Origin of the sequence: Salinivibrio sp. VYel1 (assembly GCF_009377945.1) — a bacterium.
Classification (GTDB): Bacteria; Pseudomonadota; Gammaproteobacteria; order Enterobacterales; family Vibrionaceae; genus Salinivibrio; species Salinivibrio siamensis.
In genome coordinates this window covers 291,051-316,987 of the sequence record NZ_RSAM01000001.1, presented here as the reverse complement: position 1 = coordinate 316,987, position 25,937 = coordinate 291,051, and the positions used below count along the sequence as shown (strand labels likewise).

The 25,937-nt window shown below is 51.1% G+C and carries 24 protein-coding genes; 12 read left to right on the top strand and 12 right to left on the bottom strand.

All coding sequences use genetic code 11. From position 1 onward, the window contains the following. Positions 1–92: 92 nt before the first annotated feature. Positions 93–698, bottom strand: a complete 606-nt coding sequence (locus tag EHW58_RS01410) for a TetR/AcrR family transcriptional regulator (protein ID WP_152794189.1) — start codon at positions 696–698, stop codon at positions 93–95. Between the two features lie 878 nt (positions 699–1,576). On the opposite strand from EHW58_RS01410, the gene EHW58_RS01405 reads away from it, so the two are divergent. The 3 genes from EHW58_RS01405 to EHW58_RS01395 all read left to right on the top strand — a co-directional run bounded on the left by EHW58_RS01405 (position 1,577) and on the right by EHW58_RS01395 (position 4,198). Further along, complete coding sequence (locus tag EHW58_RS01405; protein ID WP_077578378.1) at positions 1,577–1,876, top strand: hypothetical protein; 300 nt, start codon at positions 1,577–1,579, stop codon at positions 1,874–1,876. 161 nt (positions 1,877–2,037) lie between these two features. Further along, positions 2,038–2,469, top strand: coding sequence for a hypothetical protein (locus tag EHW58_RS01400; protein WP_152794187.1), 432 nt, complete (start codon positions 2,038–2,040; stop codon positions 2,467–2,469). A 184-nt stretch (positions 2,470–2,653) separates the two neighbouring features. Beyond that, positions 2,654–4,198, top strand: coding sequence for a BCCT family transporter (locus EHW58_RS01395; protein ID WP_046075753.1), 1,545 nt, complete (start codon positions 2,654–2,656; stop codon positions 4,196–4,198). 77 nt (positions 4,199–4,275) lie between these two features. Here EHW58_RS01395 and EHW58_RS01390 read toward each other — a convergent pair whose 3' ends face one another. The 7 genes from EHW58_RS01390 to EHW58_RS01360 all read right to left on the bottom strand — a co-directional run bounded on the left by EHW58_RS01390 (position 4,276) and on the right by EHW58_RS01360 (position 13,319). Beyond that, on the bottom strand, positions 4,276–5,679 hold the full coding sequence (locus EHW58_RS01390) for an aspartate aminotransferase family protein (RefSeq protein ID WP_077607526.1): 1,404 nt from the start codon (positions 5,677–5,679) through the stop codon (positions 4,276–4,278). Positions 5,680–5,711: 32 nt separating this feature from the next. Continuing rightward, a complete protein-coding gene (locus tag EHW58_RS01385) occupies positions 5,712–7,271 on the bottom strand; it encodes an NAD-dependent succinate-semialdehyde dehydrogenase (RefSeq protein WP_152794185.1) in 1,560 nt (519 codons plus the stop codon). A 246-nt stretch (positions 7,272–7,517) separates the two neighbouring features. Beyond that, positions 7,518–9,287, bottom strand: a complete 1,770-nt coding sequence (locus EHW58_RS01380) for a PKD domain-containing protein (RefSeq protein WP_152794183.1) — start codon at positions 9,285–9,287, stop codon at positions 7,518–7,520. Positions 9,288–9,489: 202 nt separating this feature from the next. Continuing rightward, positions 9,490–9,978 (bottom strand): Lrp/AsnC family transcriptional regulator, encoded by a 489-nt coding sequence (locus tag EHW58_RS01375; RefSeq protein WP_046075756.1) that lies wholly within the window; start codon positions 9,976–9,978, stop codon positions 9,490–9,492. A 10-nt stretch (positions 9,979–9,988) separates the two neighbouring features. Next, on the bottom strand, positions 9,989–10,984 hold the full coding sequence (doeB, locus tag EHW58_RS01370) for a N(2)-acetyl-L-2,4-diaminobutanoate deacetylase DoeB (RefSeq protein ID WP_077668483.1): 996 nt from the start codon (positions 10,982–10,984) through the stop codon (positions 9,989–9,991). A gap of 157 nt (positions 10,985–11,141) precedes the next feature. After that, positions 11,142–12,329: an ectoine hydrolase DoeA gene (gene doeA, locus EHW58_RS01365; RefSeq protein ID WP_152794181.1), complete on the bottom strand. Its 1,188-nt coding sequence runs from the start codon at positions 12,327–12,329 to the stop codon at positions 11,142–11,144. Positions 12,330–12,776: 447 nt separating this feature from the next. Continuing rightward, positions 12,777–13,319 (bottom strand): copper resistance protein NlpE, encoded by a 543-nt coding sequence (locus EHW58_RS01360; protein WP_046075759.1) that lies wholly within the window; start codon positions 13,317–13,319, stop codon positions 12,777–12,779. A 261-nt stretch (positions 13,320–13,580) separates the two neighbouring features. Here EHW58_RS01360 and EHW58_RS01355 point away from each other — a divergent pair, with 261 nt between their 5' ends. The 6 genes from EHW58_RS01355 (at position 13,581) to EHW58_RS01330 (ending at position 18,884) form a co-directional block, all read left to right on the top strand. Continuing rightward, positions 13,581–14,267, top strand: a complete 687-nt coding sequence (locus tag EHW58_RS01355) for a type 1 glutamine amidotransferase domain-containing protein (protein WP_046075760.1) — start codon at positions 13,581–13,583, stop codon at positions 14,265–14,267. A 129-nt stretch (positions 14,268–14,396) separates the two neighbouring features. Further along, complete coding sequence (locus EHW58_RS01350) at positions 14,397–15,071, top strand: response regulator transcription factor (protein WP_152794180.1); 675 nt, start codon at positions 14,397–14,399, stop codon at positions 15,069–15,071. After that, on the top strand, positions 15,068–16,357 hold the full coding sequence (locus tag EHW58_RS01345; protein WP_152794178.1) for a HAMP domain-containing sensor histidine kinase: 1,290 nt from the start codon (positions 15,068–15,070) through the stop codon (positions 16,355–16,357). Before EHW58_RS01350 ends, EHW58_RS01345 begins: the two co-directional genes overlap by 4 nt. 75 nt (positions 16,358–16,432) lie before the next feature. After that, positions 16,433–17,191 (top strand): MipA/OmpV family protein, encoded by a 759-nt coding sequence (locus tag EHW58_RS01340; RefSeq protein ID WP_152794176.1) that lies wholly within the window; start codon positions 16,433–16,435, stop codon positions 17,189–17,191. Positions 17,192–17,218: 27 nt separating this feature from the next. After that, entirely contained in the window at positions 17,219–18,340 is a 1,122-nt protein-coding gene (locus EHW58_RS01335; protein ID WP_152794174.1) for a S9 family peptidase, read from the top strand. A 64-nt stretch (positions 18,341–18,404) separates the two neighbouring features. After that, positions 18,405–18,884: a YaiI/YqxD family protein gene (locus EHW58_RS01330; RefSeq protein WP_069587832.1), complete on the top strand. Its 480-nt coding sequence runs from the start codon at positions 18,405–18,407 to the stop codon at positions 18,882–18,884. Positions 18,885–18,940: 56 nt separating this feature from the next. On the opposite strand, the gene EHW58_RS01325 is transcribed toward EHW58_RS01330, so the two are convergent. Beyond that, entirely contained in the window at positions 18,941–19,843 is a 903-nt protein-coding gene (locus tag EHW58_RS01325) for a LysR family transcriptional regulator (RefSeq protein ID WP_152794172.1), read from the bottom strand. 176 nt (positions 19,844–20,019) lie between these two features. Here EHW58_RS01325 and EHW58_RS01320 point away from each other — a divergent pair, with 176 nt between their 5' ends. Continuing rightward, a complete protein-coding gene (locus tag EHW58_RS01320; RefSeq protein WP_152794170.1) occupies positions 20,020–20,889 on the top strand; it encodes an MBL fold metallo-hydrolase in 870 nt (289 codons plus the stop codon). Then, positions 20,883–21,509, top strand: a complete 627-nt coding sequence (locus EHW58_RS01315) for a DsbA family protein (RefSeq protein ID WP_152794168.1) — start codon at positions 20,883–20,885, stop codon at positions 21,507–21,509. Before EHW58_RS01320 ends, EHW58_RS01315 begins: the two co-directional genes overlap by 7 nt. 63 nt (positions 21,510–21,572) lie before the next feature. On the opposite strand, the gene EHW58_RS01310 is transcribed toward EHW58_RS01315, so the two are convergent. The 3 genes from EHW58_RS01310 to EHW58_RS01300 all read right to left on the bottom strand — a co-directional run bounded on the left by EHW58_RS01310 (position 21,573) and on the right by EHW58_RS01300 (position 24,479). Then, positions 21,573–22,736 (bottom strand): DEAD/DEAH box helicase, encoded by a 1,164-nt coding sequence (locus EHW58_RS01310; RefSeq protein WP_152794166.1) that lies wholly within the window; start codon positions 22,734–22,736, stop codon positions 21,573–21,575. Positions 22,737–22,863: 127 nt separating this feature from the next. After that, positions 22,864–23,064, bottom strand: a complete 201-nt coding sequence (locus EHW58_RS01305) for a hypothetical protein (RefSeq protein ID WP_152794164.1) — start codon at positions 23,062–23,064, stop codon at positions 22,864–22,866. Positions 23,065–23,177: 113 nt separating this feature from the next. Further along, positions 23,178–24,479: a nitrate/nitrite transporter gene (locus tag EHW58_RS01300; RefSeq protein WP_152794162.1), complete on the bottom strand. Its 1,302-nt coding sequence runs from the start codon at positions 24,477–24,479 to the stop codon at positions 23,178–23,180. 248 nt (positions 24,480–24,727) lie between these two features. On the opposite strand from EHW58_RS01300, the gene EHW58_RS01295 reads away from it, so the two are divergent. Continuing rightward, positions 24,728–25,915, top strand: a complete 1,188-nt coding sequence (locus EHW58_RS01295; RefSeq protein ID WP_172969905.1) for an NnrS family protein — start codon at positions 24,728–24,730, stop codon at positions 25,913–25,915. The last annotated feature ends 22 nt before the right edge of the window (positions 25,916–25,937 follow it).

The following is a 25,937-nucleotide window of genomic DNA, read 5'->3' as shown; positions in this document are numbered from 1 at the left end:
GTGGCTGTGCGCTAACAACGAGTGCCGTCGCGAGCGCCACGCATCGGAGATTAATTTGTTGTTTAAGCGATGCTTGGTACAGCAAAGCGCCGTTAATCGATCAGCCCGAGCTTTTCTTCGGTGATGGTCATCGCTTGTGCAAGATGACTGTCGTTACGATGTAGTTTGGTTAATAAGCTGGCGCCCAGCCACAACTGATACAAGGTCGTGGCAGTGGTAAGCGCGGTTTTTTCATCAAACATATCGCTATCTTGGGCGAGGGTACTCGCCAAGCAGCTAATCAGCTGATCGGTGCCATCCCGCAGTGCCAGCCGCATTGGCTCGGATAAATCAGCCACTTCTGCACTCAGCTTGACGACCAAACACGTTTGCACCGGATCCAAACTACAATATTGTGCTTGCCAGCGACTGAAGTAGCTGTGTACACGTACAATGGGAGAGAGCGTGCTATCTGACAGTAAGCGGTTTACATCGGCAATGTAGCAAGCAAAATAGTGGTCTAACACGGCTTGGCCGAATTGTTCTTTCGACGCAAAGTAGTGGTAAAAAGACCCCTTGGGCACGCCGGCTTGTTTTAGTATCGCGCTAAGGCCGACGCCGCTAAAGCCAAATTGCGCCATCACGCTCACGCCCGTTTCCAACAAGTGTTGGTGGGTCGCGTTGTGAGTGCTGGTTTCTTGGGTGCTGCTCGATTTCATGTGGGGTAGCATAATCAAAATTAGACCGGTCGTCTAGTGGTGCGAGAATTTTTTATGTTGGCGTGGTTCGGTGGCATAAATCAGGCCGGTATGCTGTGCGAAATCCCAGTTTGTGTCAGATTTATTACTCTGTTCACAACTTGAACGGCACACCATGGCACAGTGGCAAAAGTGTGCTTTACTGAAAATGTCAGCTGAGCTGACACACAATTTGGTAGATGATTAGCGCGCAGTGACGCGCCACATAATGCGTTAAGTCCCCGTTAATGTCAGGCGCCCATGACGACACCTTGTTAGCCGCCAGCCAGGCAATTAACACAAGACCATGCGGTGAGGACGCTCAACGTAGTGAGCACACGGGGCAATGTAAGAAACATGTTCATTGACCAACAACCAACAAGGAATGCGTCTTGAAGCCGCTCAATAGAGCGGCTTTCTCTTTTGTGGGCCTTGCGCCTGACCTACCTGACATATTGAATACGTATTTAGCACCTTGAGCTGGCTGTTTTCTCGCCTTATCGCTGCTTGACAGTGATCGAATTTGCTTTCCGAAACGAAATAATATAAGACTATGAATTGGCGCCGCATTCGGCGCTTGGCATCAATATCGTTCATTAATCTGATTGAGAGGTGTTCGATGAACAACAAAAGCAGACGTTTGTGGTATTACTACAAAACAAAGTCGAATAAGACCCGCCCAGTTAAAGCGGCTGGGTCAGCGTAATCAAGCGTTAGTCAGGCAACCGATGGGTTGCCTTTTGTCGTTCTAAGCGATTGAAAAAATCACTAAGCTATTGTGCATTGTCGAATTTTTCATCTAATCTTATCAGTAAAGCTTTAACAAGCGCATTGACCCAAAGAGGGGCGCGGGAGGGACGATGAATGTACTATCTTTCCAGCATGTCAATGAATTGATTAATGAAACGATCACGCTCATTGATGGAACGGATACGGAATACGCAATGACGCTGGCGCGTGTCGACACCCATCCTGGCCACGGTGATGAGGTGGGTGGGCACGCGGTAGAAAACTTCAGCCTAGTATTGAAAGGGCCGGAAGACACCCGCTTTCCGCAAGGCAATTACCTGCTTACCCATCCAGCGCTTGGCGAGCAGATCCTACATATGCTCCCCGTCGGGGACGCCACCTATACCATTAACATCAACACACAAGCCTAACCTTTCTGTGGTCGCTCACTGTTGCCCATTGGGGCCTCGTAATAGTTAGCGGCCAACACTGATTAAATAACCGCCAGTCAATGAGTTACTTTCGCCTTTTCATAGATTAGTCACGGAAATTGAGTAGAATAAGGCCGCTAAGCTAGCAGTAGGGAGGTCATATGTTTGCCTGGCTGAGTGGCTTATTTGAAAAAGAACAGCTGCAATCGTTTGTCTGGGTGAGAGACATTATGGCGAGCAACCCCAAAGGGAGCTACGCCAAGTATAAAAAGTATTACGATCGCCACGTTGGTCGCATTCTTAAGGGTTATCACAAAGACTTTCTCCGCTTTGAGAAATTCGCCGCCCGTAATTACAAATACAGCGACCAATCGATTTTTATGGCGATAAAGGTTGCTAACTATGCCTATCAGCTTGGACAGCTGAAAGTGGCCGCTTGCATAACGGCGGCAGTGATTTCGGCGTGTAATCGTGCAAAAACAGGCGAGTCACAGGTTCACCCTAAACTGTATCGCGCCACCGTGCTGCTGCATAAAAAAGTGCTCGAAACGGGTAAGGCGAATAAGACAGAGAAACCGAAGACACCAGCGTGACGACACGGTGTTGGGTAAATTTTGCCCACTTAACAAAAATGTCATATTCCTGTTCAGCCCCCGCCATGGCTGAATAGGTGATACTTGTCACGTTTTTCCCTTCTTTGACTGTAACAATTTGTTCTGGTCATTCATTCGCCACACTGATAGAGTCCCCTCCCTCACACACCTTGTGAGCGAACTAATGCTTAAATCTACACAAAATAATGACCGTCTTGTAGCCGTGTTTACTATCGGCTTTGTTGCTGTCTTCCTTGCCTTTGCCTTGTTTGACCTGAAACACTTCTCTTCTGTTATCCAGTCTCTATTTTCTGAGTCTGCCAACCTTTTTGGTTACTGGTGGCAGTGGTTGATGGTGATCAATTTTGTACTGGCGCTTGCGATTGGCGGCAGTAAATTTGGTAAATTAAAACTTGGCGCCACGGATACTGTCTCAATGAGTCGTTTCCGTTGGGTTGCGATGATCATGTGCACCCTGCTTGCGGGTGGTGGTGTTTTCTGGTCAGCCGCGGAACCTATTTATCACTTCATGACGCCGCCGCCGGCGTTGGGTGACATGGAAGCGGGTGTGATGGAAACCGTCGCCCCTGCCCTGAGCCAAAGCTTTTTCCACTGGGGCTTTTTAGCCTGGGCAGTATTAGGCACCTTGGCAACCATCGTACTTATGTATGCCCACCATCAAGCGGGTGTGCGCCTGCGCCCTCGTGCGTTGCTGTATCCGCTACTCGGTGACAAGCTGGAAAACCACTGGTTAGGCTCTGTGATTGATGCCTGCTCTATCATTGCCGTGGCGGCCGGTACCATCGGTCCGATTGGCTTTTTGGCCACCCAGCTTGGCTACAGCCTAGAAAGCTTTGTGGGTATCGAAAACACCATGCCAATGCAGATGCTGATTCTGGCTGCCGTCGTGGCGATTTACTCGATCTCTGCATTTACGGGGATGGATAAAGGCCTACAATGGCTGAGCCGCATGAATGTGATTGGTGCAGCCGTATTGTTGGGCGTGGTGATTGTGCTGGGTCCAACTGGCTTTATTTTCGAACAGTTTGGCTCAGGCTTTAGCTACTACCTCAACAATATGCATACGCTAGCACTGAATACCGATAACGGTAGCTGGAATGCATGGTGGACCTGGTTCTTCTGGGGTTGGTTTATTGGCTTTGCGCCGATGATGGCGATCTTTATCGCTCGTATCTCGAAAGGCCGTTCGATTCGTGAGCTGATCGTCGCCGTGGCTATTTGTGCACCGATTGCCACTAACTTCTGGTTCTCAGTACTGGGTGGTACGGGTATCTTTTATGAGTTGCAATCGCCTGGCAGCATTTCTGGCCCAATGGCGGATGCGGGTTTGCCTGCTATCTTGATTGCGTCCTTGTCACAGCTGCCTTACAGCGTGGTTCTGATCCCAGCCTTTATGCTGCTGACCACCACCTTCGTGGCGACCACGGGTGACTCGATGGCTTACTCGATTGCGATGGCCGTATCAGGTGACAACCAGCCAACGCGCCGTCATCGTCTGTTCTGGGCGATTGTGATGGGTGTGGTTGCCGGTGTGCTTCTGCTTGCCGGCGATGGTGGCTTGAATGCGCTTCAGTCGTTTATCGTGATCACCGCCGTGCCTGTGTCTTTCTTGATTGCCTTTACCTTTATCACCGGTCCGATTGCGGTGATGCGGATGCAGCAAGAGAAAGAAGCGAACTTAGCATTACAGCCGGCGACCGCCAGCTAGTAAGACCAGAGTTTGTTAATGAGAAAAGCGCCGAGTTGTCGGCGCTTTTTTTTGCTTATTGGATAGGAATCATCGCGCTATTTGGGTTGCCATTGTCCACTGGTGACGAGTTTATCCATCACCTTATCGACGGCGACTTGCGCTTTAGCGACGATTTCATCCACTTCGTTGGGGGTGACCACCAAGGGTGGGGCAAAACCAAGAATATCGCCATGTGGCATCGCACGCGCAATCAGACCTTGCTCCATACAGGCTGCGGCCACTTGTGGGCCCACTTTAAGGCTAGGGTCAAAGTGGCTGCGGTTGGCACGATCAGGCGAAAACTCGAGAGCATGGAGCAAACCCACTCCGCGGCTATCGCCAATCAGTGGGTGATTGGCAAACGCGGCTTTCATCTTCATTTGCAAATATTCCCCCGTGGTCGCGGCGTTCTGAGTCAGATTCTCGCGCTCGATGATATCGAGGTTACACAGTGCGGCTGCCGCGCCCAGTGGGTGGCCAGAGTAGGTGTAACCATGGCCAATCGCGCCCCACGCATCGGTGCCGTCTTCCAGCACATCCCATACCTTGTGACCGATCATCACCCCAGAGAGAGGTTGGTAGGCAGAGGTTAATCCTTTGGCAACGGTAATCAGATCAGGCTTCATGTCGTAGTAAATAGAGCCAAAATCACTCCCGATACGGCCAAAGCCACATACCACTTCGTCGGCGATCAACAAGACATCATACTTATCCAGCACTTTGCGAATCGCCGCCCAGTAACCTTCGGGGGGCGGTACGATGCCACCGGTGCCGAGTACAGGTTCGGCAATCATCGCTGCGACCGTGTCGGGTCCTTCCGCGAGGATCATTTTCTCCAGTTCATCGGCACAGTGTTGCGCGAATTCAGGCTCGGTCATGCCGCTGTCTTCACGACGATAATAGTAGGGAGCCATGGTGTGTTTGATGCGCTCAATGGGCAGATCAAAATGCGCATGGAACAGTGGTAACCCCGTGAGTGATCCTGATGCTACGCTGGAGCCGTGATAACCCCGATCTCGTGAGATGATTTTCTTCTTCTCAGGTTTACCACGCGCATTGTTGTAGTACCAAACAATTTTAAGCTGTGACTCATTGGCATCACTGCCTGACATGCCGTAATAGACTTTGCTCATGCCGGGGGCCATGTTGATCAGGCGCTCCGATAAGGTCACGAGCGCTTCGTTGGTGTGGCCCACATAAGTGTGATAATAGGCGAGCTTTTTCGCTTGCTCATAAATGGCGTCGGCCATTTCTTCACGGCCATAGCCGATATTGACGCAGTAGAGCCCAGCGAAGCCATCAATCAGCTCGACCCCTTCGGAATCGGTGATGCGAATACCTTTGCCTGTCTCAATCACTCGGCCTGGCATCTCGCCGTGCGCATACTGCTTCAAGTGGGTTGAAGCATGGAAGACGGTGTTTCTGTCTTTTTCCAACAAGGCTTTTGTTTCTGGACGCATGATCAGTCTCCTTATCCGTCAGCAAACCTGAATTAGCTGCCGCTCACCGTGGGCAAGCCACCTAAACAGTAGTATTTGATTTCACTAAATTCGTCGATGCCATAGCGGCTTCCTTCACGGCCCAAGCCCGACTGTTTGACGCCACCAAATGGAATAGGGTGACCGGTCATTTTCACTGAGTTGACACTGACCATGCCGACCTCAAGGCCGCGCAGACAGCGCCAAATATCTCGAATATCATTGCCATAGACATACGCCGAGAGTCCGTACTCGGTATCGTTACCCATGGCAATTGCCTCATCTAGATTGTCATAGGCAATCACGCCCGCCACAGGACAAAAATTCTCTTCTTGATACACCAGCATATCGGGCGTCACCTTGGTGATAAGCGTAGGGGCAAAGAAGTTTTCGCCTAGGTTGGGGTTGAGTTTTCCGCCCATCACGGTCGCGCCTTTGGCAATGGCGTCATCGACAATGGCTTGGGCTTTATCCACGGCACGAGACGAAATCAATGGGCCGATATCTGTGCTGGGCAGCAAACCATTACCCACTTCAAGTTCATCCATAAACGCGGCGAAGGCATCGACAAAGGCTTGATGTTTGTCGCGCGGGACTAAAATTTTGTTGGCGGCCAAACAATCTTGTCCCGATGTTTGAAACTTGGCATCGATGGCCGCGCGCGCCGCTTGTTGAATATCCATGTCTGGCAGCACAATAAAGGGCGCATTGCCGCCAAGCTCCATGGCGCACTTTTTCACGGTTTGGGCACTTTGCTCGAGCAATAAGCGGCCCACACGCGTTGAGCCTGTAAAGCTTAGCGCTTTGACTTTGTCACTTTGACAAAGCTGGGTCGAGACCATGGGTGCGTCACCCATAATCACGTTAAACACCCCTGCAGGGATCCCAGCACGTTCCGCGAGCTCGGCCAACGCTAGTGCAGAAAAGGGCGTTTCTTCTGCGGGCTTGACGATCACGCTACAGCCAATCGCGAGCGCTGCTGCTGCCTTGCGGGTGATCATCGCGTTAGGGAAATTCCATGGAGTGATCAAGGCTGCCACCCCAATGGGCTCACGTAGTGTCGCCAGATGGGCGTTGGGAATGTGGCTAGGCATGGTGTCGCCATACACGCGTTTCGCTTCTTCGGCAAACCATTGAATGAACGAGGCCCCGTACGCCACTTCCCCCTCGGCGTCGCGCAACGTTTTGCCTTGCTCGATCACCATTAGATGCGCGAGATCGTGTTGGTTTTCCATGATTAAGTCGTGCCATTTCATCAACAGCTTGGCGCGCGTTTCGGCGGACTCGGCACGCCACAAATGGAAAGCAGTCTCGGCGTCATCAATGGTTTGATTGATTTGCGCAGCATTGAGTGATGCGGTGTAGCCGAGCACTTCGCCCGTTGCCGGGTTGAGCACGGGTGTATCTGAATCGCCATTGACCCATTTACCATTGGCATAGGCAAGTTGGCGAAATAGACGCTGATCGTCCAGGTACGCGAGAACGTCTGAACTGGCTTTGCCGGCTACATCATGACGCAATGCATTGGCTGCGCTGCCAGTGTGGTTAAGATCGCGTGATTGGAATACGGTCATACTCCCTCCTGATTCAAAATCGCCACGCTGCCTATCAGCGTTTGCCTACTGTTACTGTATGCAATGAACAAAAAAGAGGTTTTTTGTTAAGAAGGGGGATTAACGAATTTTTTTCTGAAACCGCGCAATGACAGAAGAAAATTTTCTGGTGTCGATAAAAAGGTCGGATTGGCGTGATAAAACCATGAGAGGTAAGCGGTTAAGCAATGAATCAGGCGCACGAAAATACCGTGCGCCTTGCCGCTATTATTGGCTAACATCCAGTGTGACACCACTGAACGCGCGATAGCCACGAATACCAATAAACACCTCGTCGCCGGCGTTGACATCCACCTGACAGCTCTCACTGTTGCCACTGGTGTACGGACGACATTGGTACTGGTTTTGGTCTGGTTTGGTGCCTTTTTGTACATACAAGTCGGCATCGCCCGTGCCACCATACATGCGCACGGTGGCGCTACCTGTTTGTGGCGCGGTATAAGCGAAGTATTGCCAGCTGCTGCGTTGGCCGCTTAGCTCGGTGCGTGGAAAGTCGTTAACACTACCCACGGTAAAGGCTTTGTTTACCGAGTCAGTCAGCCCTTGGTCATCGGTGACGGTCAGTGTCACGGAATAGGTGCCAGCGCTGCCATATTCATGTGACGCTGTCACGCCAGTCGCTTGATAGCCATCACCAAAGTCCCATTGATAACTGACGATGCTGCCATCGCTGTCATTGGCGCCATTGGCGTCAAACTTACAGCTCAGTGCTGTGCATTGGCCTGTAAAGACGGCATTCGGCGCGCCTCCCGATTGATGATCGCCTTGCGGAGGGACATTATCAAACTCACCGGCCACTTGTGGCCAAATCTTGTCAATGCGTACCCCTTGGTTTTCACAGCCGCCAAAGTGGTGAAGCGCTATCACATTGTGGCTTTCTTTTGCGAGTACGGGTGAGCCCGATGAGCCGCCGGTGGTATCACAAAAATAGCCTGTATCCGTGTTGCTGCCTCGACCATTCGTGATGGCGACGTCAATCTGGCATATTCCACCACTGTTTTGGTCGCTTTCAATCGAGAGTTCTTTCGGGTTACCTGCGCCGTGTTGCGGAATAAAAATGGTTTCGCCACGTTGAGGTTGGCGCACATCAAGTCCCATATAACCGAACTGCGCCACTTTGGCGAAGTTGTTTACGCTAAATAGGGTGTAATCGAGGGTGTAATCGGTGTTGAGTAGTTGCGCGCCAGTGACTTTTACCACATCAGTAATTTGACCACTGCCACAGGTGGGGCGCTGATAATTAAACCACACTTCGGTATTAGCAAGCTCGGTCTGGCTTTCGACACAGTGATTGTTGGTGAACATGTGATTGTCTGGCCCTACACGCCAGCCGGTGCATAAGCCACTACCATTCATTAATAAGCGCGCCACTGGGCGACTGCGCTCATATTCTTCTGGGTGACTGTCCTGCCAGCAAGCGACGTCTTTGCGCTCATTGATACCACAGGTTGAGAGTTGACCTACCTCTTGCTCGGCGATGATTTCATCACTGGGATCGCCCGCTTTATAGGTATCGATACGCAAGGCATGTTTTGATTGCCATTGTGTGCCAGCGGGGAGGGTGAGCGTGACTCTTGCGGTGTCGCCATGCACTGACATGGCAGAAAACTGATTCACACCGTCTTCGCCGTTTTCTGCGTTGAAGGTTCGCTGACCATTGGCTTGCATGGTGTAACGATATTGCTCTTGACCATCTTCACTGCTCACCGTGACATAGGCCCCTTCTGGTAAAGAAAATTGTGAAAAATGCACCTTAATAAAAGCCGCGTCAGTCTGATGTACCGTGATGGTTTTTTGGTAAGGGCTTGTGAGTGAAAATGCCTGGAAATTTGGCGGTGGTGTAAGGTCGGCATCCAGTGCAAACTGACTGGCGATTTGGATTGGGCTGAGCGGGGTGTCACCCATGCTCGCCAGTGCCGATGATGAACAAAGTGTTATTGCTGCGAGAGTTGTACAAACTAAGAACGGTCGTTTCATGATTTCCTCTATCTTCCGTGAGTGTCAATGTGCAAACGTCACAGTGATAGAGGCTAGTGAAGGTTTTATTGATAGGTGAATTTGTTTGTCTGTAATGTTGGACAAATCATGCCGTGATGTAACAGGAAGAGATATGTTGCTAAAAAGTTAATGGGTCATGCGTCAATGTCATTGAGTACTAGCAAACAAGGACAAGCAATGATTAGCCATTGGCAGCAACATCTGGTGTTTCAAGTGGTAAGGTGAGGGCTGGTCGCTTCACCTGTTTGGTGACGATATAGGTGTAGTACTGTTTGATGCCAAGGTCATCGGTCAACCAGCTATCAATCAGACGCTGATAATAGTCGATATCAGTGACACCAAGACGAACGATATAGTCTATCCCACCGCCCGTCGCCCAACACTCTTTGACATCGTCGCAGTGCTGCATGGCACGTTCGAAACGTTGAAAGCTGTCAACATCATGCTGGCCAAGGGTGATCTCGACCAGCACAGTGTTAAGTTTTACCACCGCATCTGGATTGATACGTGCGCCATAGCCCTCGATGATACCTGCTTGCTCGAGCCGTTTTACCCGCTCCCAGCAGGGGCTTACAGACAGGTTGATCGCCTGTGCGAGGTTAGATTTGGTAATACGGCCATCTTGCTGCAAGATCTGTAAGATTTTGATATCAAATTTATCCAGCTTCATGGCCCCTCCGCTAAACAGGTTCGGCAATCACCGCAAAGGTATCGCCGATATAAATCCGTCCGAGGTGACGTTTGGCCAGTAAAATACCGTCGCGCTCGGCATAGTAGGGGATGGGTTCAGTCCCTGTACGCTCAATATTATGCACTTTGCCAATTAAATCACCCTGTTTGATGGTATCGCCTAAGTGCACAGAGAACTCAATAATCCCTGCGTGTTCACTTTGCACATAGCAGTGTTTGTCGGGTAGCTCGAGCTTGACGGGCGCGGCCGGTGGATGGCGATAATCGTCTTGTAGAATGCCCGAAAACACTAAAAAGTTGTGAATACCGCGCTGAGTAATGGCGATAGAGTCAGGTGTACTGGTGCCACCGCCACCGAGCTCTGTGGTGACAAAAATCTTACCTTGTTGCTCTACCGCCGTGTCGTACATGCTGGTGGCATCCATTTCAGTGGTTTGCACTTGATAGGGGGCACCAAACAGGCGAGCCCCTTCGGCACAGGCGTCGGCTTGCTGAAGGTTCTCTAAGCGGTGGGACGCCGCATAGGGAATAAGATCTAAGGTTTTACCGCCTGAGTGAATGTCTAAAGCGGTATCGCACTGTGGGATTAAATATCGGGTGAAGTAATCGGCAATTTGTTCGGTGACACTGCCGGTTGGTGAACCAGGAAAAGCGCGGTTCATGTTGCCTTGATCCCAAGGGGAAGTGCGTGTACCTGCGGTCACCGCGGGCGCGTTCATCATTGGTAAGATGATCACACGGCCTTTGATGTCTTTTGGCATCAGTTGATGACAGCTATTGAGTAACGCTGTGATGCCCTCGTATTCATCCCCATGGTTGCCGCCCGTCAGCAGGGCCGTTTTCCCCTCGCCGTTTTTAACCACAGTGATCGGAATGGTGACACAGCCCCATGCGGATTGGTCGTGTGAGTGAGGCAGTTTAAGAAAGCCATGCTGTACACCATCGGCATGAAAATCGACGGTGGCTTCAATTGCGGTGGGTTCCATAACCTCTCCTTGTGATCTGTTGTGACGCTCAATCCGGCGGAAACGGGTAAAGTTTAATCTTTAAATCATCACCTTATGAGTGTAGCTAAAATCAATAATCAGGCTGAACAGAAAAGGGCACAAGTAGGGTACCCCGTTTCTGACTCGTTATACCAAGCTAATGTTTGACAAACAATTGGCGCGGTAGATCGCACAAAGTTTGCGCACCATCGCGGGTGATCACAATGCTTTCTGTGGTTTCGATGCCCCAGTCTTTCATCCACAGCCCTGGCATAAAGTGAAAGGTCATTCCCTCACGCAATAGGGTTTGATCACTGGGGCGCAAGCTCATGGTGCGCTCGCCCCAATCGGGTGGGTAGCTTAATCCTATCGGATAACCACAGCGCGCGCCTTCTCGATCAAACCCATAGCGTAACAAGGCATCGTTGAGTGCGTTGGCAATGTCTCCGCATGTGTTGCCAGGCTTGGCGACCGCGAGACCTGCTTCGAGACCGGCCTGTAAAGCCTCATCAGCACGCAAGAATTCATAGCCCGGCTCTCCTAAGAAGATAGTGCGAGAGAGTGGGCAGTGATAGCGGCGATGCACCCCGGCGATTTCGAAAAAGGTCCCTTCTCCCCGTTTAAACGGACGATCATCCCACGTTAAGTGAGGCGCTGCCGCATCACCGCCCGAGGGTAACATAGGCACGATCGCGGCATAATCCCCAAAGTGACCATCGTGGCCGACCACCGCGTGTTTATTGATTTCGGCCACCAGTAGGTGCTTGGGTAAGCCGGGCTCGATCATCTCAAAGGCGACGCGGTGCATGTTCTCCACGATGCGGGCGGCCGTATGCATGTAGGTGAGCTCTTGATCGGATTTGACCGCGCGACACCAGTTAACCAGCCCAGTCGTATCGACCAGCGTTGCCATCGGTAGATTTTCTTTGAGCGACTCAAAGGCGGTGGCACTGAAATAGTAGTTGTCTTTCTCGACGCCGATGCGGCCACGATCCCAATAACGTTCTGCCAGGACGTAATTGCAAAGGTACTCCATGGGGTGGAGCGGTGGATTCATCACATAATGGTCAGGATAGTAGGTGATGCACTCAGCGCTCATATAAACAGTACGCAGCGCGCCATTCGCGTCCTGGACACGTCCGAACCACAAAGGGTCACCCGTTGCGCCAATCACTACGCACTGAGGCACATAGAAAGACCAGCCATCGTAACCGGTAAGCCACGCCATGTTGGAGGGGTCGTGCACCAATAAGGTGTCGATTTCATGTTCTTCCATGGCATAGCGAACCTTGGCTAAACGGGCGCTGTATTCTTCGTGAGAGAACTTCAATACAACGTCGCTCATACGCGTGACTCCTGTTCAATACCACGACTGTGGCGCTGATAAACGTACTACTGACCGGTAATCAAACTTGGATCAAGTATGATTACCGGTACAGAAAGGTGCCGTTTTTCGGTCTTGTTATCGAACAAACGGAGGAAGCGCGAGTGTTGCGCGGTCCTGTCTAGGCGACTCTACTGTCTGGTGCGGCTGTTGCTCAGTGAGCCCATTCGGCCTGCTCACCGGATAAGATTTTGTTTCGCCTCTATTTAAGAGTTAAACCATGGAGTGAAAACCCGTCAAGTTTTATTAGCAACAAATTTGTCACTAAACTGCCAATCTGTGCAGACAGGCAAGTGTTGGCGTGAAGCGGGAAAGCGTGGGAAGGGGATACGAAATACGCGAAAAGAGCCTAGTGCTGGTTTATGGGGCAAGCGCTAGGCTCTTATCAAGTAAGATTATATTGGTAGATTACTGCTTTTTCAGGTGATACATCTCAGCAAGGTCGCCTTCGATGGTTTCGCCATTCATGTCTTGCATGATCACCTGGTTTTCCGCCACAAAGAAGTGGTTAGGGCTGTCAGTCAGCCCTTCAAGGATGACGACACTGCCTGTTTCATCCCACTTGAAGGTGCCCGATTCTTTAAGTGCTTCTCCCTCTTTGCCCAGATAGGTTTTGGTGAGTGAATACGTGTTGTCTGGGTTCAGTGTTAGTGTGGTATCAATACCTTCACAGTCGGCGCAGGGCACCACACCTTGATACGTACCGTTCCAGTCTAGTGATGTTTTTGCATTATGATGATCAACCATTTCAGAAACGGTGTTTTCTGCGCTATCGATGGCGTTTTCTGCACTATCCATCGCTTGCTCTGTGCCTTCTTTCACTGCATTTTGGGCGTCGTCTAAGCTAGATTCGACTTGCGATTGCGCCTCTTGTGGTTCGTTGGTTTGCTGTTCACAGCCAACCAGTGCGACAACCAGTGCCAGTGGTGCGAGTAAATAGGTTTTTTTCATGTTTACCTCGTTTAATCAATGTTTAAAGGCTAAATCGTTGCTGGGGACCAGCGATGAATGACTTCATGATAGGCGTTTGCTGCGCTTAGGTGTCATTATTGCGCTAGCATTAGGTCAGAGTTAGACAATAAACGTAAAAAAACCGTCAACTGATGAGAGTGATCTAAGCGACCACCTTTTACGTTAACACTCATGTCTTGTTAGTCTACTCAATGAAAACCAAGCAAATACTACCCAAACGCGTGACAATAAGGAGCGATGATGCAACAACACAAAATTTTGATGGTGCTGACATCTCACGATGCCATGGGCGATACGGGACACAAGACAGGCTTTTGGCTTGAAGAGTTCACCACCCCTTATTACGCGTTTAAAGATGCTGGAGCGAGCATTGTAGTTGCCAGCCCGGAAGGTGGCGCGGCACCGATTGATCCGAACAGCGAAGCGGAAGATGCGCAATCGGAATCCACACGCCGGTTTGATGGCGATGCGGAGTTGCAAGATATGGTTAATAACACCGTCAAGCTGAGCGATGTGAATGCGTATGAGTATGACGCGATTTTCTATCCCGGAGGACACGGTCCATTGTGGGACTTGGCGGAAGATCCGACATCTCGTCAGCTGATTGAGACCTTCTATTATCAGGGCAAACCGGTTGGTGCGGTATGCCACGGCCCGGCAGTGTTCCGCCATACGCGTTCAGATCGCGACGAGCCACTAGTGAAAGGGAAACGGGTCACCGGTTTTACCAATGGCGAAGAAGCCGCCGTTGGCTTGACCGAGGTGGTGCCGTTCTTGGTTGAGGATATGCTCAAAGAAAACGGCGGTCTTTATGAGAAAGCGGATGACTTTACCTCGTATGTGGTTACTGATGGCAACTTAGTGACAGGGCAAAACCCGGTGTCGTCTGAAGCCTGCGTCAATGCGGTGTTGGCATTGCTAAAGTAAGTCATATGATAGTCTCTCGATGAAAGCGCCTTCGGGCGCTTTTTTTGTATCGGACGAGATTAAGTGGGGTGTATTTTATCCAATGGATTCGTGTAGATTAAAAACGACACGGATGGAAGAGCACGCCGCATGAAAATACTCATCATTGAAGATGACCACGATCTCAGCTTAGCGATGTCAGAATATTTAGAGCTGCATAATATCGACTGTGATTTTGCCTATAACGGCGAAACGGGGATCCAGCTTGCCAGCCAGCAGACGTTTGATTGTGTGATACTCGACAATATGCTGCCCAAAACACAGGGTACGGCGGTTTGTCGTGAGCTGCGCGAGCAGGGTATCGATACCCCGGTGTTAATGCTGACTGCGTGCGGCGCGGACACCGACCAGCTTGAGGGCTTTCGCGCCGGCGTGGATGATTATGTGGTCAAACCTTGCACCATGCCGTTGTTGCTCGCACGTTTACAGGCCTTGCATCGGCGTCATCAACCGGTACGAGAGTGTATTACCATTGCTGATCTGACGATTTACCCCAAAGAGCATATCGCGTCGCGCGGTGATACGCCGCTTAAGTTGACCCCTATCGGTTGGAACATTCTGTTGCTACTCGCGCGCCGCTCACCCACTGTGGTGTCCAAAAGCGATATTGAGGAGGCGATTTGGGCCAGCGATGATGTGCGCCAAGGAACCATTAACGTGCACCTTCACCATTTGCGTAAAGTGGTTGATAAGCCCTTTGCTAAAACGCTGATCCACACCCATGTCGGTATTGGTTTGTCCCTTTCTGAGGCCGCGCCGGTATGAGCCAAAGCCCTGTTCGAAGCCTTGCCGCACAATCACGCCGCCAGCTTGTGTTCATGGCGGTGGCGATCTTTATCGGGTTGTTGGCACTTGTCACCGTGTTTAGCTTTTATCAAATCAGTCAGGCAGGCAAAAACTACATGCGGCTCGATGCTATCAAACTCGAGCAGAAGCTGGCCGCCGATCCTAACTATCCATTGCCCCAAAGCAACACTGTTAGTGCGTATCGAGATTGGCAGGCTATCCCGACATCGGTGCGTGATTTATTCTCTTCAGAGCCGATACAGCCCGATGATCCAATTGAAATACAGCGCATCAATGACAGTGGAGCGCGTGAGTATGGCTACTTGTTGTACTCCGATCAGCACCTATCCCAAGGCCTATACTTGGTCGAGTTTGAAGCGGCAGAAAAAATCGAAGCATTAGCCGCCATGATTGTCGAGCGCTCTTTGGCCGATGCCAGCGTGTTAATTACCGCTTTTATGCTGGTGCTTGTCACCGTGATTGGGCTTTTGTTTAACAATGCATTGAAGCCACTCAAAGAGTTGGTGGCATGGTCGGCGCGGGTAAAAACACACCCTGATCAAGCTATCGATGTGCGCTTTTCGGTACGTGAGGTTAACCAAATCGCCGACCACTTGATGGCCTCGCTGCAACAGGTTCGTGAACATAACCAACGGGAGCAACAGTTTTTAAAGCATGCCAGCCATGAACTGCGTACGCCGTTGGCGATTATGCAAGCATCCTTGGATACTTTGTCACTGCGCATCGATGACAAGGATGCCAGTTATCCGGCCTTGCAGCGTGCCTCGCGTGCCAACGCCAATATGATGGCACTGTCTGAATCACTGCTTTGGCTGGCACGGCAACATCCAGATAAGGTTCGCCAATCAAAGGTCGACCTTGGCTCGCTCTGCGCAACCCTGGTGGATGAGCTGGCGTATCTTGCTGCGCATAAGCCAGTGACTGTCCATATCGATAATCACAGTGATCCTATTTCCATTGAGAGGGATTTGTTTCGTATTGCGAGTACCAACCTGATTCGCAATGCGCTCACCTACAGTGCGCCCGGCGCGATTGAGATTAAGATCACCAACGGGCAGTTTTCGATTGCCAACTCTATTGATTCAGACGTGGACGAGAATCAGATCGGATTTGGTCTAGGCCTACAGCTTGTTGAGCGCATTGCCGGACAGCTCAACTGGCATTTTGAATTTCAGTGCGACGCTCAGATGGCGAAGGCGGTTATCAATTGGGAAGCCGCGCACAAAATGACGGGAGAGTCTTAAGGTTTTCTTAATACCGGTTGTTTCAAGATAAGGGCGAACTCTCAGTTACTATTTCGCCATTATGGAGAATCGCCGGTGAACCCATTTGTCACACTTATCTGTCTCGTTTTGATCTTGGTGCCCTTAGCCGGGCATGCGCAAACCGACAGTATGTCCGCGGATAATTATCTGACTGTCGGCCTAGCCGGCTATACCGAGCCGTCGATATATCTCGGTGGTGAAGATGACCAAGACATTGAGCTGGTGGTTGAGGCGCAATGGGAGGGGATTTTTTATCGCAACGATACCCTAGGTGTGTATCTCGCCGAGGGCGACAGCTGGTATGTGTCGGCGGGCGTGGGCGACGATGTGTTTGGCGATCACGCCCGCGGTGACAGCAAAACCCTCAAAGATATGAAAAGTCTCGATACGGTGTATACCGCTAATCTAACCACCGGCTGGATAACGTCGGTGGGCTATTTTGAGCTCGGCTACCATCATGATATCTCGGATAATCATAACAGTGGCGCGGTGGTGGGCCGCTATGGCGCGCCGATGGAACAAGGCCAGTGGGTGCTTGATCCTCAAGTGTCACTGACTTGTGTGGGTCGCGCGGTAAGTCGTTATTATGTCGGTGTGTCAGCCCAAGACACCAAAGCTGGCCGACCCACTTATCAACCTGATCAAACCTGCATGCTTCAATCCGACCTCAATCTCTATTACAGGCTTGGCCGCGCGCATCATCTGTTGTTGGGGGTGGGCTATCGCCACTATGGCGATGAAGTATCAGACAGCCCGATTGTTGATAGAGACGATTTGTGGTCGTTCAATACCGGCTATTTATACACCTTTTAGCGGTAATTGGGTGGAGGGAGAAAGGGTATGAAGTGGCTAAAGCGAGGTTTGATAGCGCTGGTGCTGATGGGCACGTTTTTGGTGATAGCCATGGATGACCCAAACGCGGGGCTAAAGCGTCAAGCCATTCACTTTAACACAGGCGATAATCAGCTCACGGGTGAGTTAATTTTACCTTTAGGTTCTGAGAGCCCGAATCAGTGTGTGGTGTTTGTGCATGGCTCTGGTGACGTGCCGACCGATGCGTTTGGTTATTACCTCCCATTCTGGCGAGTGTTAGCGGCGAATGGGTGGTGTGCGTTGTCTTGGGATAAGCCGGGAGTGGGAGAGTCGAGCGGGGATTGGCGGTCGCAATCGATGCAAGATCGGGCCGATGAAGTCGCGGCGGCGATTCGCTATTTGCGCCAAACCTTGGGGCTAAAGGATGGCAAGCTGGGGTTGATGGGCTATAGTCAAGCTGGTTGGGTGATCCCTAAGGTGGCGCACCAAGTCGAAAACATCGATTTTCTGATCAGTGTCGGTGGAGCAGTCAACTGGATGGCGCAATCCGAGTATTCTGGACATCAACGGCGATTAGCCGCCGGATACAGTGAATCAGCGATTGCGGAAGAGCAAGCTGCCGAGGCGACAGTGGATGCCTTGATCCAGTCCGGCGCGTCGTATCAACAGTACCTCAACCACGTAAAACAGGATGAGAAAGCGCCCATGAGCGAGGCCTTTTGGCAATTTGTACAACGTAATTGGGCCTCGGATGTGACTGCTGATTTAATCGATCTCGACGTGCCCATGTTAGCGTTGTTTGGTGCGCGGGATGCTTATGTCGATTCAGATAAAACCGCTTCTACGTATCACCAGCTGCTTGCTAAAGCGCCGCTGCCTTTTTATCACGTGCGTGTGTTTGAACAGGCCGACCACAGCCTACTGCGCACCGATAATATCGCCAATGCACACAGTGAGCGTCACCGCTGGTTAACACTGGCACGGATTTGGTGGCAAGGGGGGGCAGCGTTTGCAGATGGTGTGATGCCATGCTTAACGTCTTGGCTAGCGCAGTTTAAGAGCGGGCGGCCAACACAGACTAATATCTGCGCGCCTGAGCAGCCAAGCGATGTAAAGCCAGTACTAAATGCGGATATGACGCAGGGGTAACGTTTCAATTTGCGGTGAATTGGGGTTTAATGCAGGCATTGACGCTAACGTTAAGAGAACCAGCATGCAAATATGGGTAGACGCGGACGCTTGTCCGGTCGCGATGCGCGAGATGATAGTGCGCGCGGCACACCGAACGCACATTCAAGCCACCTTTATTGCCAACCAGTTTATCCGTTTACCGCCGTCGCCTTACGCCAGTTCACGTCAGGTAGAAAAGGGCTTTGATGTGGCGGACAACCAAATTGTTGCCGAGGCAGAGGCGGGCGATTTGGTGATCACCCAAGACATTCCGCTCGCGGATGAAGTGATTGAAAAGGGCGTGACGGTGATTAACACCCGCGGCGAATTGCTGACCAAAGAAAACATCCGCGCCCGGCTTAATATCCGTGATTTTATGGAAACCATGCGCAGTAGCGGTGTGCACACAGGTGGGCCTGCTCCGCTTGGTCCGCAGCAAAAACAAGCCTTTGCCAATCAGCTTGATAAATGGCTGGTTAAAGCCCAGCGTTATCATGCTGCGCGAGCAAAATCGTCTGATTAAGTCTGCGCGCTTTTTCTCTCACTAAATAGCTCGCCTTACTCAATTTTTTCTGCTGACTAAATAGCAACCGGTGCCCACTCGCGATTGGCGAAGTGGGCAATCAGCGCATCCAGCAGCGCACGGACCGCTGGTGGCTGGTTGCGACGTGACGGGTACAAGGCGTAGATATCCATCGCTTTGGGCTGCCAGTCGGGTAGCACCACCTCTAGCTGACCTCGCGCAATGGCACTATGAGCCAGATACACCGGCTGCATGCTCACGCCCATGCCCTGAATGGCAGCACTGAGTAAGGTAGTTGCCTCGTTAGCTGAGAGCTTACCTTGCACTTCAACCGCGGCGTGTTCCTCGCGTTTGTCTAAATGCCAAATCGGTCGATCAAACTGCTTGTAACTGAGACAGCTATGCGCGGTGAGATCTTCCGGTGAACGGATCGGTGCATGGGCCGCCAAATAATCCGGTGCCGCTACCAAAACGGAATCACACGCGGCGATCGGGCGACCAATTAGGGAAGGGTCGGGGTTAGACGCAATACGGATGGCTATATCAATCCGTTCTGCAATTAAATCGACGGCCTTATCTTGCACCTCAATATCTACGTCTACCCCGGGATGAGCGGCCATAAAAGGCTTTACCGCAGGGATCAGTTGCGCGAATCCAAACGACATACTGGTGGCCACCCGCACTTTGCCAGTCAAGCCCGCATCTTGTTGCCATTGCTGTGTCAGGGCATTGGCTTGCTCAACCCATTGTTCCAGTTGTGGCAAGCTGTGCTCGCCGGCGGAGGTTAACGATACTTTGCGCGTGGTGCGCTGTAATAACCGCACGCCTAACCAGTCTTCTAGCGCTTCGACATGGCGAGTCACCATCGGGCGAGACATCTCGAGACGCTCGGCAGTGGCGGTAAAGCTTTGCGTTAGGGCGACATCTACCATGACTCTTGCCGCAGTAAGTTTATCCATGAGTGTGCTCCGAGGTTGGCTATAAACAATATCGATCGTGTAATGCATGGCGACGACGCATCAATATGATCGAAATATGAAACAATGATGCAAATTATTAGCTATATATCCGAACAAGTCGAGCCCGTAAACTGCACAGCATCTCAACACCGAATGCAAACCCACGGAGCACGATAATGAAATTGATAAAAACCCTAGCCGCCTCTTTATTACTGACCGGCAGCGCAATGGCAGCCAATAACCCTGAACCCTTGAACTTGGACGTATATAACGCGGATGGTAACAGCTTCCACGTAAACTCAACCTTGGTGTATGGCGAAACCGAAGCCATGGTGGTTGATACGGGCTTTACTAAAGCAGATGCGCTTCGCATTGCCGCTAAGGTGCTGGACTCTGGGAAAGAGCTAACCACTATCTTTATTAGCCAAGCCGACCCAGATTACTATTTTGGTGCGGAAGTGCTGCACGGCATGTTCCCTGACGCAAACGTGATCACCACACCGGCAGTACGCGCCACCATTGCAGAAAAACTGGATGGAAAAATGGCATTTTGGGGCCCAAAAATGGGTGACAATGCGCCGCAAAATCCCGTGGTACCTGCTGCTTATACCCGTACGTCATTGACACTGGACGGTCGTAAAATTGAAATTCGCGGCGCGAAAGGCGAGTTGGCACATCGTCCGTATCTTTGGATCCCAGCCAACAAGGCGATCCTGGGTAACGTCGCTGTATATGGCAATGTTCACCTTTGGATGGCAGACGCACAATCTGACCAAGCGCGTGAAGGTTGGGCCGCACAACTAGAAGAAATGGCAGCACTGAAGCCTAAAGTCGTGATCCCAGGACACATGACCGCGGGCACGGCACTGAACGCTGACACCATTACTTTTGCCCAGCAGTATTTGCAAGACTTTGCCGAGGCGAAAGCAAACAGTAAAGACAGTGCTGAGCTGATTAAAACCATGCAAGCGAAATATCCGAAAGCGGGTTTGCCGATGGCTTTGGAAATTGGTGCCAAAGTACATATGGGAGAGATGGAATGGTAAACGTCCACTATATTTTTGACCCAATGTGTGGCTGGTGCTTTGGCGCCGCCACCTTGATTGAAAGCCTGAGCAACACCCCTGAGATTAACTTGCAGCTTCATCCAGGTGGCATGCGAGAGCGTGCGCCGATTGAAGACAGTTTTCGTCAACACATCTTGGCGGCGGATCAGACCATTGCCGATCAAACCGGACAGACATTTGGTCAAACCTATCTTGACCGCGTGGCAAGCGACCAGCCAGTAATTTTGGATTCCTTTGTTACCGCGCAAGCCATCCTCGCTGCCCAGCAGCTTGATGGTCAGGGTGCAGAGATGCTGAAACGCATCCAGCGTGGCCATTATCAGCAAGGTCGCTCCGTCTATGAAGCTGACACGCTCGCAGAGCTTGCCAGTGAGATGGGGATAGAGGCAGGGGCTTGGCAACAGGCGATGAATCGCGCCGAAAATGACGTGATGCCTGCGGTGAATCAAACCCGTCAATTGATGGCAGCGCATGGCTTACGCGGTTTTCCATCCATGCTGGTGGAGCAAAACGGTCAATGGCAAGCCATCACAGTGAGCCAATACTATCGCCGCCCAGATGCATGGCAGGCGCTCTGGCAAACACTGACTCAGGCATAAAGCAAACAAAACCGGCGAGCATGAGGCTCGCCGGTTTTTGTCGCGATCATTATTTGCACATTATCACTTGGGCGCAGTCAGTGGTATCGGCTTTTTGGGCTCAAAGCCTTCGATGATGCGACGTTCCAGTGGATGCCCGAGACGTGCCTCAATCATGCGCAAGTTTTTGGTGTTATCTTTTGAGACCAATGAAATCGCTTCGCCTTGAGCACTGGCGCGACCGGTACGGCCAATTCGGTGGACGTACTCGTCGGCCGGAAAGGGTAGATCGTAATTGACCACGCGCTCAAGCGACTCAATATCAATGCCACGCGCAGCGACACCGGTGGCAATTAAAAATTGGATGTCACCGCTTTTAAAGTTTTCCAGCAGTTGGGTCCGCACGGCTTGGCTGCGTCCACTGTGAAACGCTTCGGCGGCAATGCCCCGTTTTTCCAACTGAGTGGCGAGCTTGGCGGCGCCGTGCTTGGTTTCGATAAAAATCAGTGCCTGCTCCCAGCCATTTTCTTTGATTAAGTGACTCAGTAGGGCGGATTTCTTATCTTTATCGATTGGAATGCACCATTGGGTGATGTTGTCTTTCGAGGCATCTCGTGCGGCAATGCTGATTTCTTTGCCTTCATCGCCAATGGTCGCTTTGGCCAGATCGCGCACTTTATTAGAGAGCGTGGCCGAAAACAGTAAGCACTGCGTGCTTGCCGGCAAGCGGTCAAGAATATTCTGAATGGCATCAATAAAGCCCATATCGAGCATGCGATCCGCTTCGTCGAGAACCAGCACTTCCACTTCATCTAAATAGACGGCACGTTGGCTGAGTAAATCCCGTAGGCGTCCCGGGGTGGCGACCAAAATATCGACGCCGTCGATCAAGGCTTGCTTTTGTGCCTGCTCGTCCATGCCGCCAACCATCGCCAAGGTCTTCAGCTCAGTAAACTGGCTGTCTTGACGTGCGCTCTCAGCTACTTGCAGCGCGAGCTCACGAGTGGGAGCGATGACGAGTGCGCGAGCGCGCTTTTTACGTCCTGCTTCACCGGCAGATAATTTATCGATGATAGGCCAGATAAAACTCGAGGTTTTCCCCGTGCCCGTTTGTGCCGCGGCAATCAGATCATGCCCTTGCTGGATAAGCGGAATGGCTTTCGTTTGGATCGATGTTGGCGTGGTAAAGCCGCGTTGGACAATGGCTTGGCAAAGAGGGTCGCTTAAACCCAGTTTTTTAAATGGCATAACAGACTCAACAAACAAGAAGCGTGTGTCCGCGTTCCCGCTCAGACACACTGAATGGCGTGGAGTCTAGCACGAACCTTACAGTAGCACGACGCAAAATCTGTTGGTGTTCTAGGAACAGTTTGTTCTAGGCCGCGTACTTTCTGAGCTCATGAGGATATACCCGCATACCATTGAGCGTGTTTTCATAAACAGCTTGCTCGCGGAGGTAAGACCAGGCATGGGCCTCTGTCCCTGTTTGTGCGGCCAAACGGTCAATAACCGCATCAATATGTCGACCCGCATAATCTTTATGAGGGGTAAAAAGTTCCTTAATTGCAGATAACATAGCACGCTCCTTGTGTGTAACTAAATTACATTTTAGTGTTTATTTATCATAGTTTATCTTTTAAACGTGATCAATGTTAAATCATATGTCGATATTAAATGACATTTTTGTAATTAATTTTCATCGGTGTGGTCTTCTTCAACGGCTTCGATCTCTTCTTCTATTTCCACACCGCGATAAGGCTCACCTTCTTCATCATGTAGTTGATGATCATAGGCCGCTTGTAGGCCAGTGTCCTCAATCACGTCTTCGTCCCACTCTTGTTCGAGCTGACGAGGGTAGAGTGGAGAGATAATGGCAACCACAATGCTGGCGGAGGCAAATACCGAAAAAGCGCCAGCATAACCCATGTTTTCAATCAATAAACCTAATACCGGAGAGCCAACCGCTTGGCCGAGTGATACCGCCATAAAAGGCAAAACAGGTCCGAGGGATAAGCGCCCGGGGAGAAGTCGGATTCCGGTCATTAGGTACAAGCCGGTTAAACTCATGTAGGCAAGACCAAACACCAGAGCAGAAAACACCGCTATTCCGCTGTTTTCCGGACTGGCGGCAATAAGTGCCATACTTGCGGCGAGCATCATTAGCATTAGTGAATGGGTAATTGGGGGATTGTTGCGATCTGCAAGATCTGCGGCTATTGCTCCGCCTAAACCTGCAATGCCAACGGCAACCCATAGCCAAGCGGTTGTATCAGTAGGAAGCGCGCCAAGCGTAATAACCAAATCCGGTGCGAAAATCCAGTACGCGGCAGAGACAAATCCCATCGCGAATGCAAACAACGATAAACGGAACAGCCGCGCCCATTGTAATCGGCTGATCGGTGGCGCAGGGGCTGCATCTGTGGGTGTGACAGGCGAGACAGACGGTAACATACGCCATGCGGCCAATACGCCAAGTGAAGCAATTATGGCAAAAGACAAATAAGCAGTGCGCCAAGCCGATTCGAGCATTAGCACTACAGGTACAGCAACGACTACACCAATGCTGGTACCCGCATTCATCACTGAACTGACTCTACCGTGCAGGGCGCGATTGACGATCGCCTGCATAGCCGCGGTGAGGGCGGGCATCATCAAGCCGGTGCAAATGCCGCAAGCAAACACACCGACAGCTAGTGAGACACTGTTAGTCGATTGACTGATGACGGCTAGACCCAGAGCGCCAAACAAGCCAGAAACAATTGCAGTGATTCTTGCGCCAATGCGATCGGCAATCAGCGGCGCAAAACCAGTTGCGATCACAAAGCTAATCAACGGCAGGGCACTAATCACACCTATCTGCGAGGGGCTCAGTGCTAAGTCATCGCGGATCGGTGGGACGAACAGACCGAATGCAAAGCGGGCTAATCCATAGCTTATGGCGATAAGTGCCGCGCCGAGTACCGCAAACTTGCTGCTAGATGGATAGGTCATGGGCCTCCTCATTCTTTGGCTTTGCCAGCTTGAATGTTGCACCGGTTGGTGATGAGAAAATTGTTGTGGTTAATATCGGTTACGTCCAGCCTTTTGATTTGACAACATGGATCTTGGTTACTCAATAACCACAATAACCTTTCTTTTTGTAGCACGTTAAATTGGTTTGAGTTTGTTTGATATCAATAGTGGTGCTCTTCTGTGTGCTAGGGTAGCAATATTCATTTTGCCCTATGGAGCGCTTTACCATGCTACTGAATGTCACCGACAAACAAAAAGAGGATAAGATTCCACCGGTGCTCCGATTGGGCTTTAGGCCCTTCTTCCTCTTTGGTGCTCTGTACTCATGTCTGGTTATTATTATATGGAGTGGGCTTTACACGCATCCTGGAATGGTTTCACTGACCGTTCCCTCCCTTTGGTGGCATGCCCACGAGATGCTGTTTGGGTTTTCGATGGCCATTGTCGGTGGGTTCTTAATGACGGCGGTGCAAAACTGGACGGGTGTGCCGGGTACCCGAGGGCTGAAGCTTTTCGCCATTTTTTCATTATGGCTGTTGGCGCGGTTGAGCTTCTGGGTGGATGTCCCAATTTGGTCGAGCCTAGTACTTGATACCCTGTTTATGGCCTGCGTGGCATGGTCGTTGGGTTATCGCGTGGTAGTGACTAAGCGTCAGCGCAATTATCTGTTTATTCCTATTTTAGCGGTGGCGGCTTTGCTTAACGCATTGTCTTACGGCGTAATGCTAGGGGAAGTCTCACTACCTATTAATCAAGTTTGGCACAGTACCTTGTTGTGGTTCATGCTGCTTATTAGCGTCATGGGTGGCCGCGTGATCCCGTTTTTCACGGAGAAAAAGTTGGGTATACAGGTGTCCAGCCCACCTGTGTGGCTAGAGCGAGCGATTATCGCTCTGTTTGTGCTACTGATTGGCGTCACCTTGGTGTCCGGTACTGATAACATGGTCGCGCGTGGGTTGCTGCTTACAGCGGGTATTGCGCAATGTGTTCGGCTCTACCGCTGGCAAGGTTGGAGAGCGTACCAGGTACCAATGCTGTTCTCGTTGCACGTATTCTATCTCTTTTTACCACTTGGCTTGTTATTAAAAGCCTTGGTGATTAACCCCTGGGCATCAAATCTTATCTGGCACTTATTCGCGATAGGTGCGCTCGGTGGCGTTGTCTTGGCCATGATTGTGCGAGTCACGCTCGGCCATACTGGGCGCAATGTCTATCAAGGTCCCACTGTTTCTTGGCTCTTTTATGCCTTACTCATTTCAGCCCTCGTCCGTGTATTTGGCATGTGGTTTTGGCCCGTTTATACCCTAGAGCTTGTTTCTGCGTCTGCACTGCTTTGGGCGATCAGCTATGGCTGGTTTGCGGTGCGATTTGGCCCTATGTTGAGTCAAGCACGCGCAGATGGCGCGGCGGGGTAATGTATGACGCTTTACCGGACTG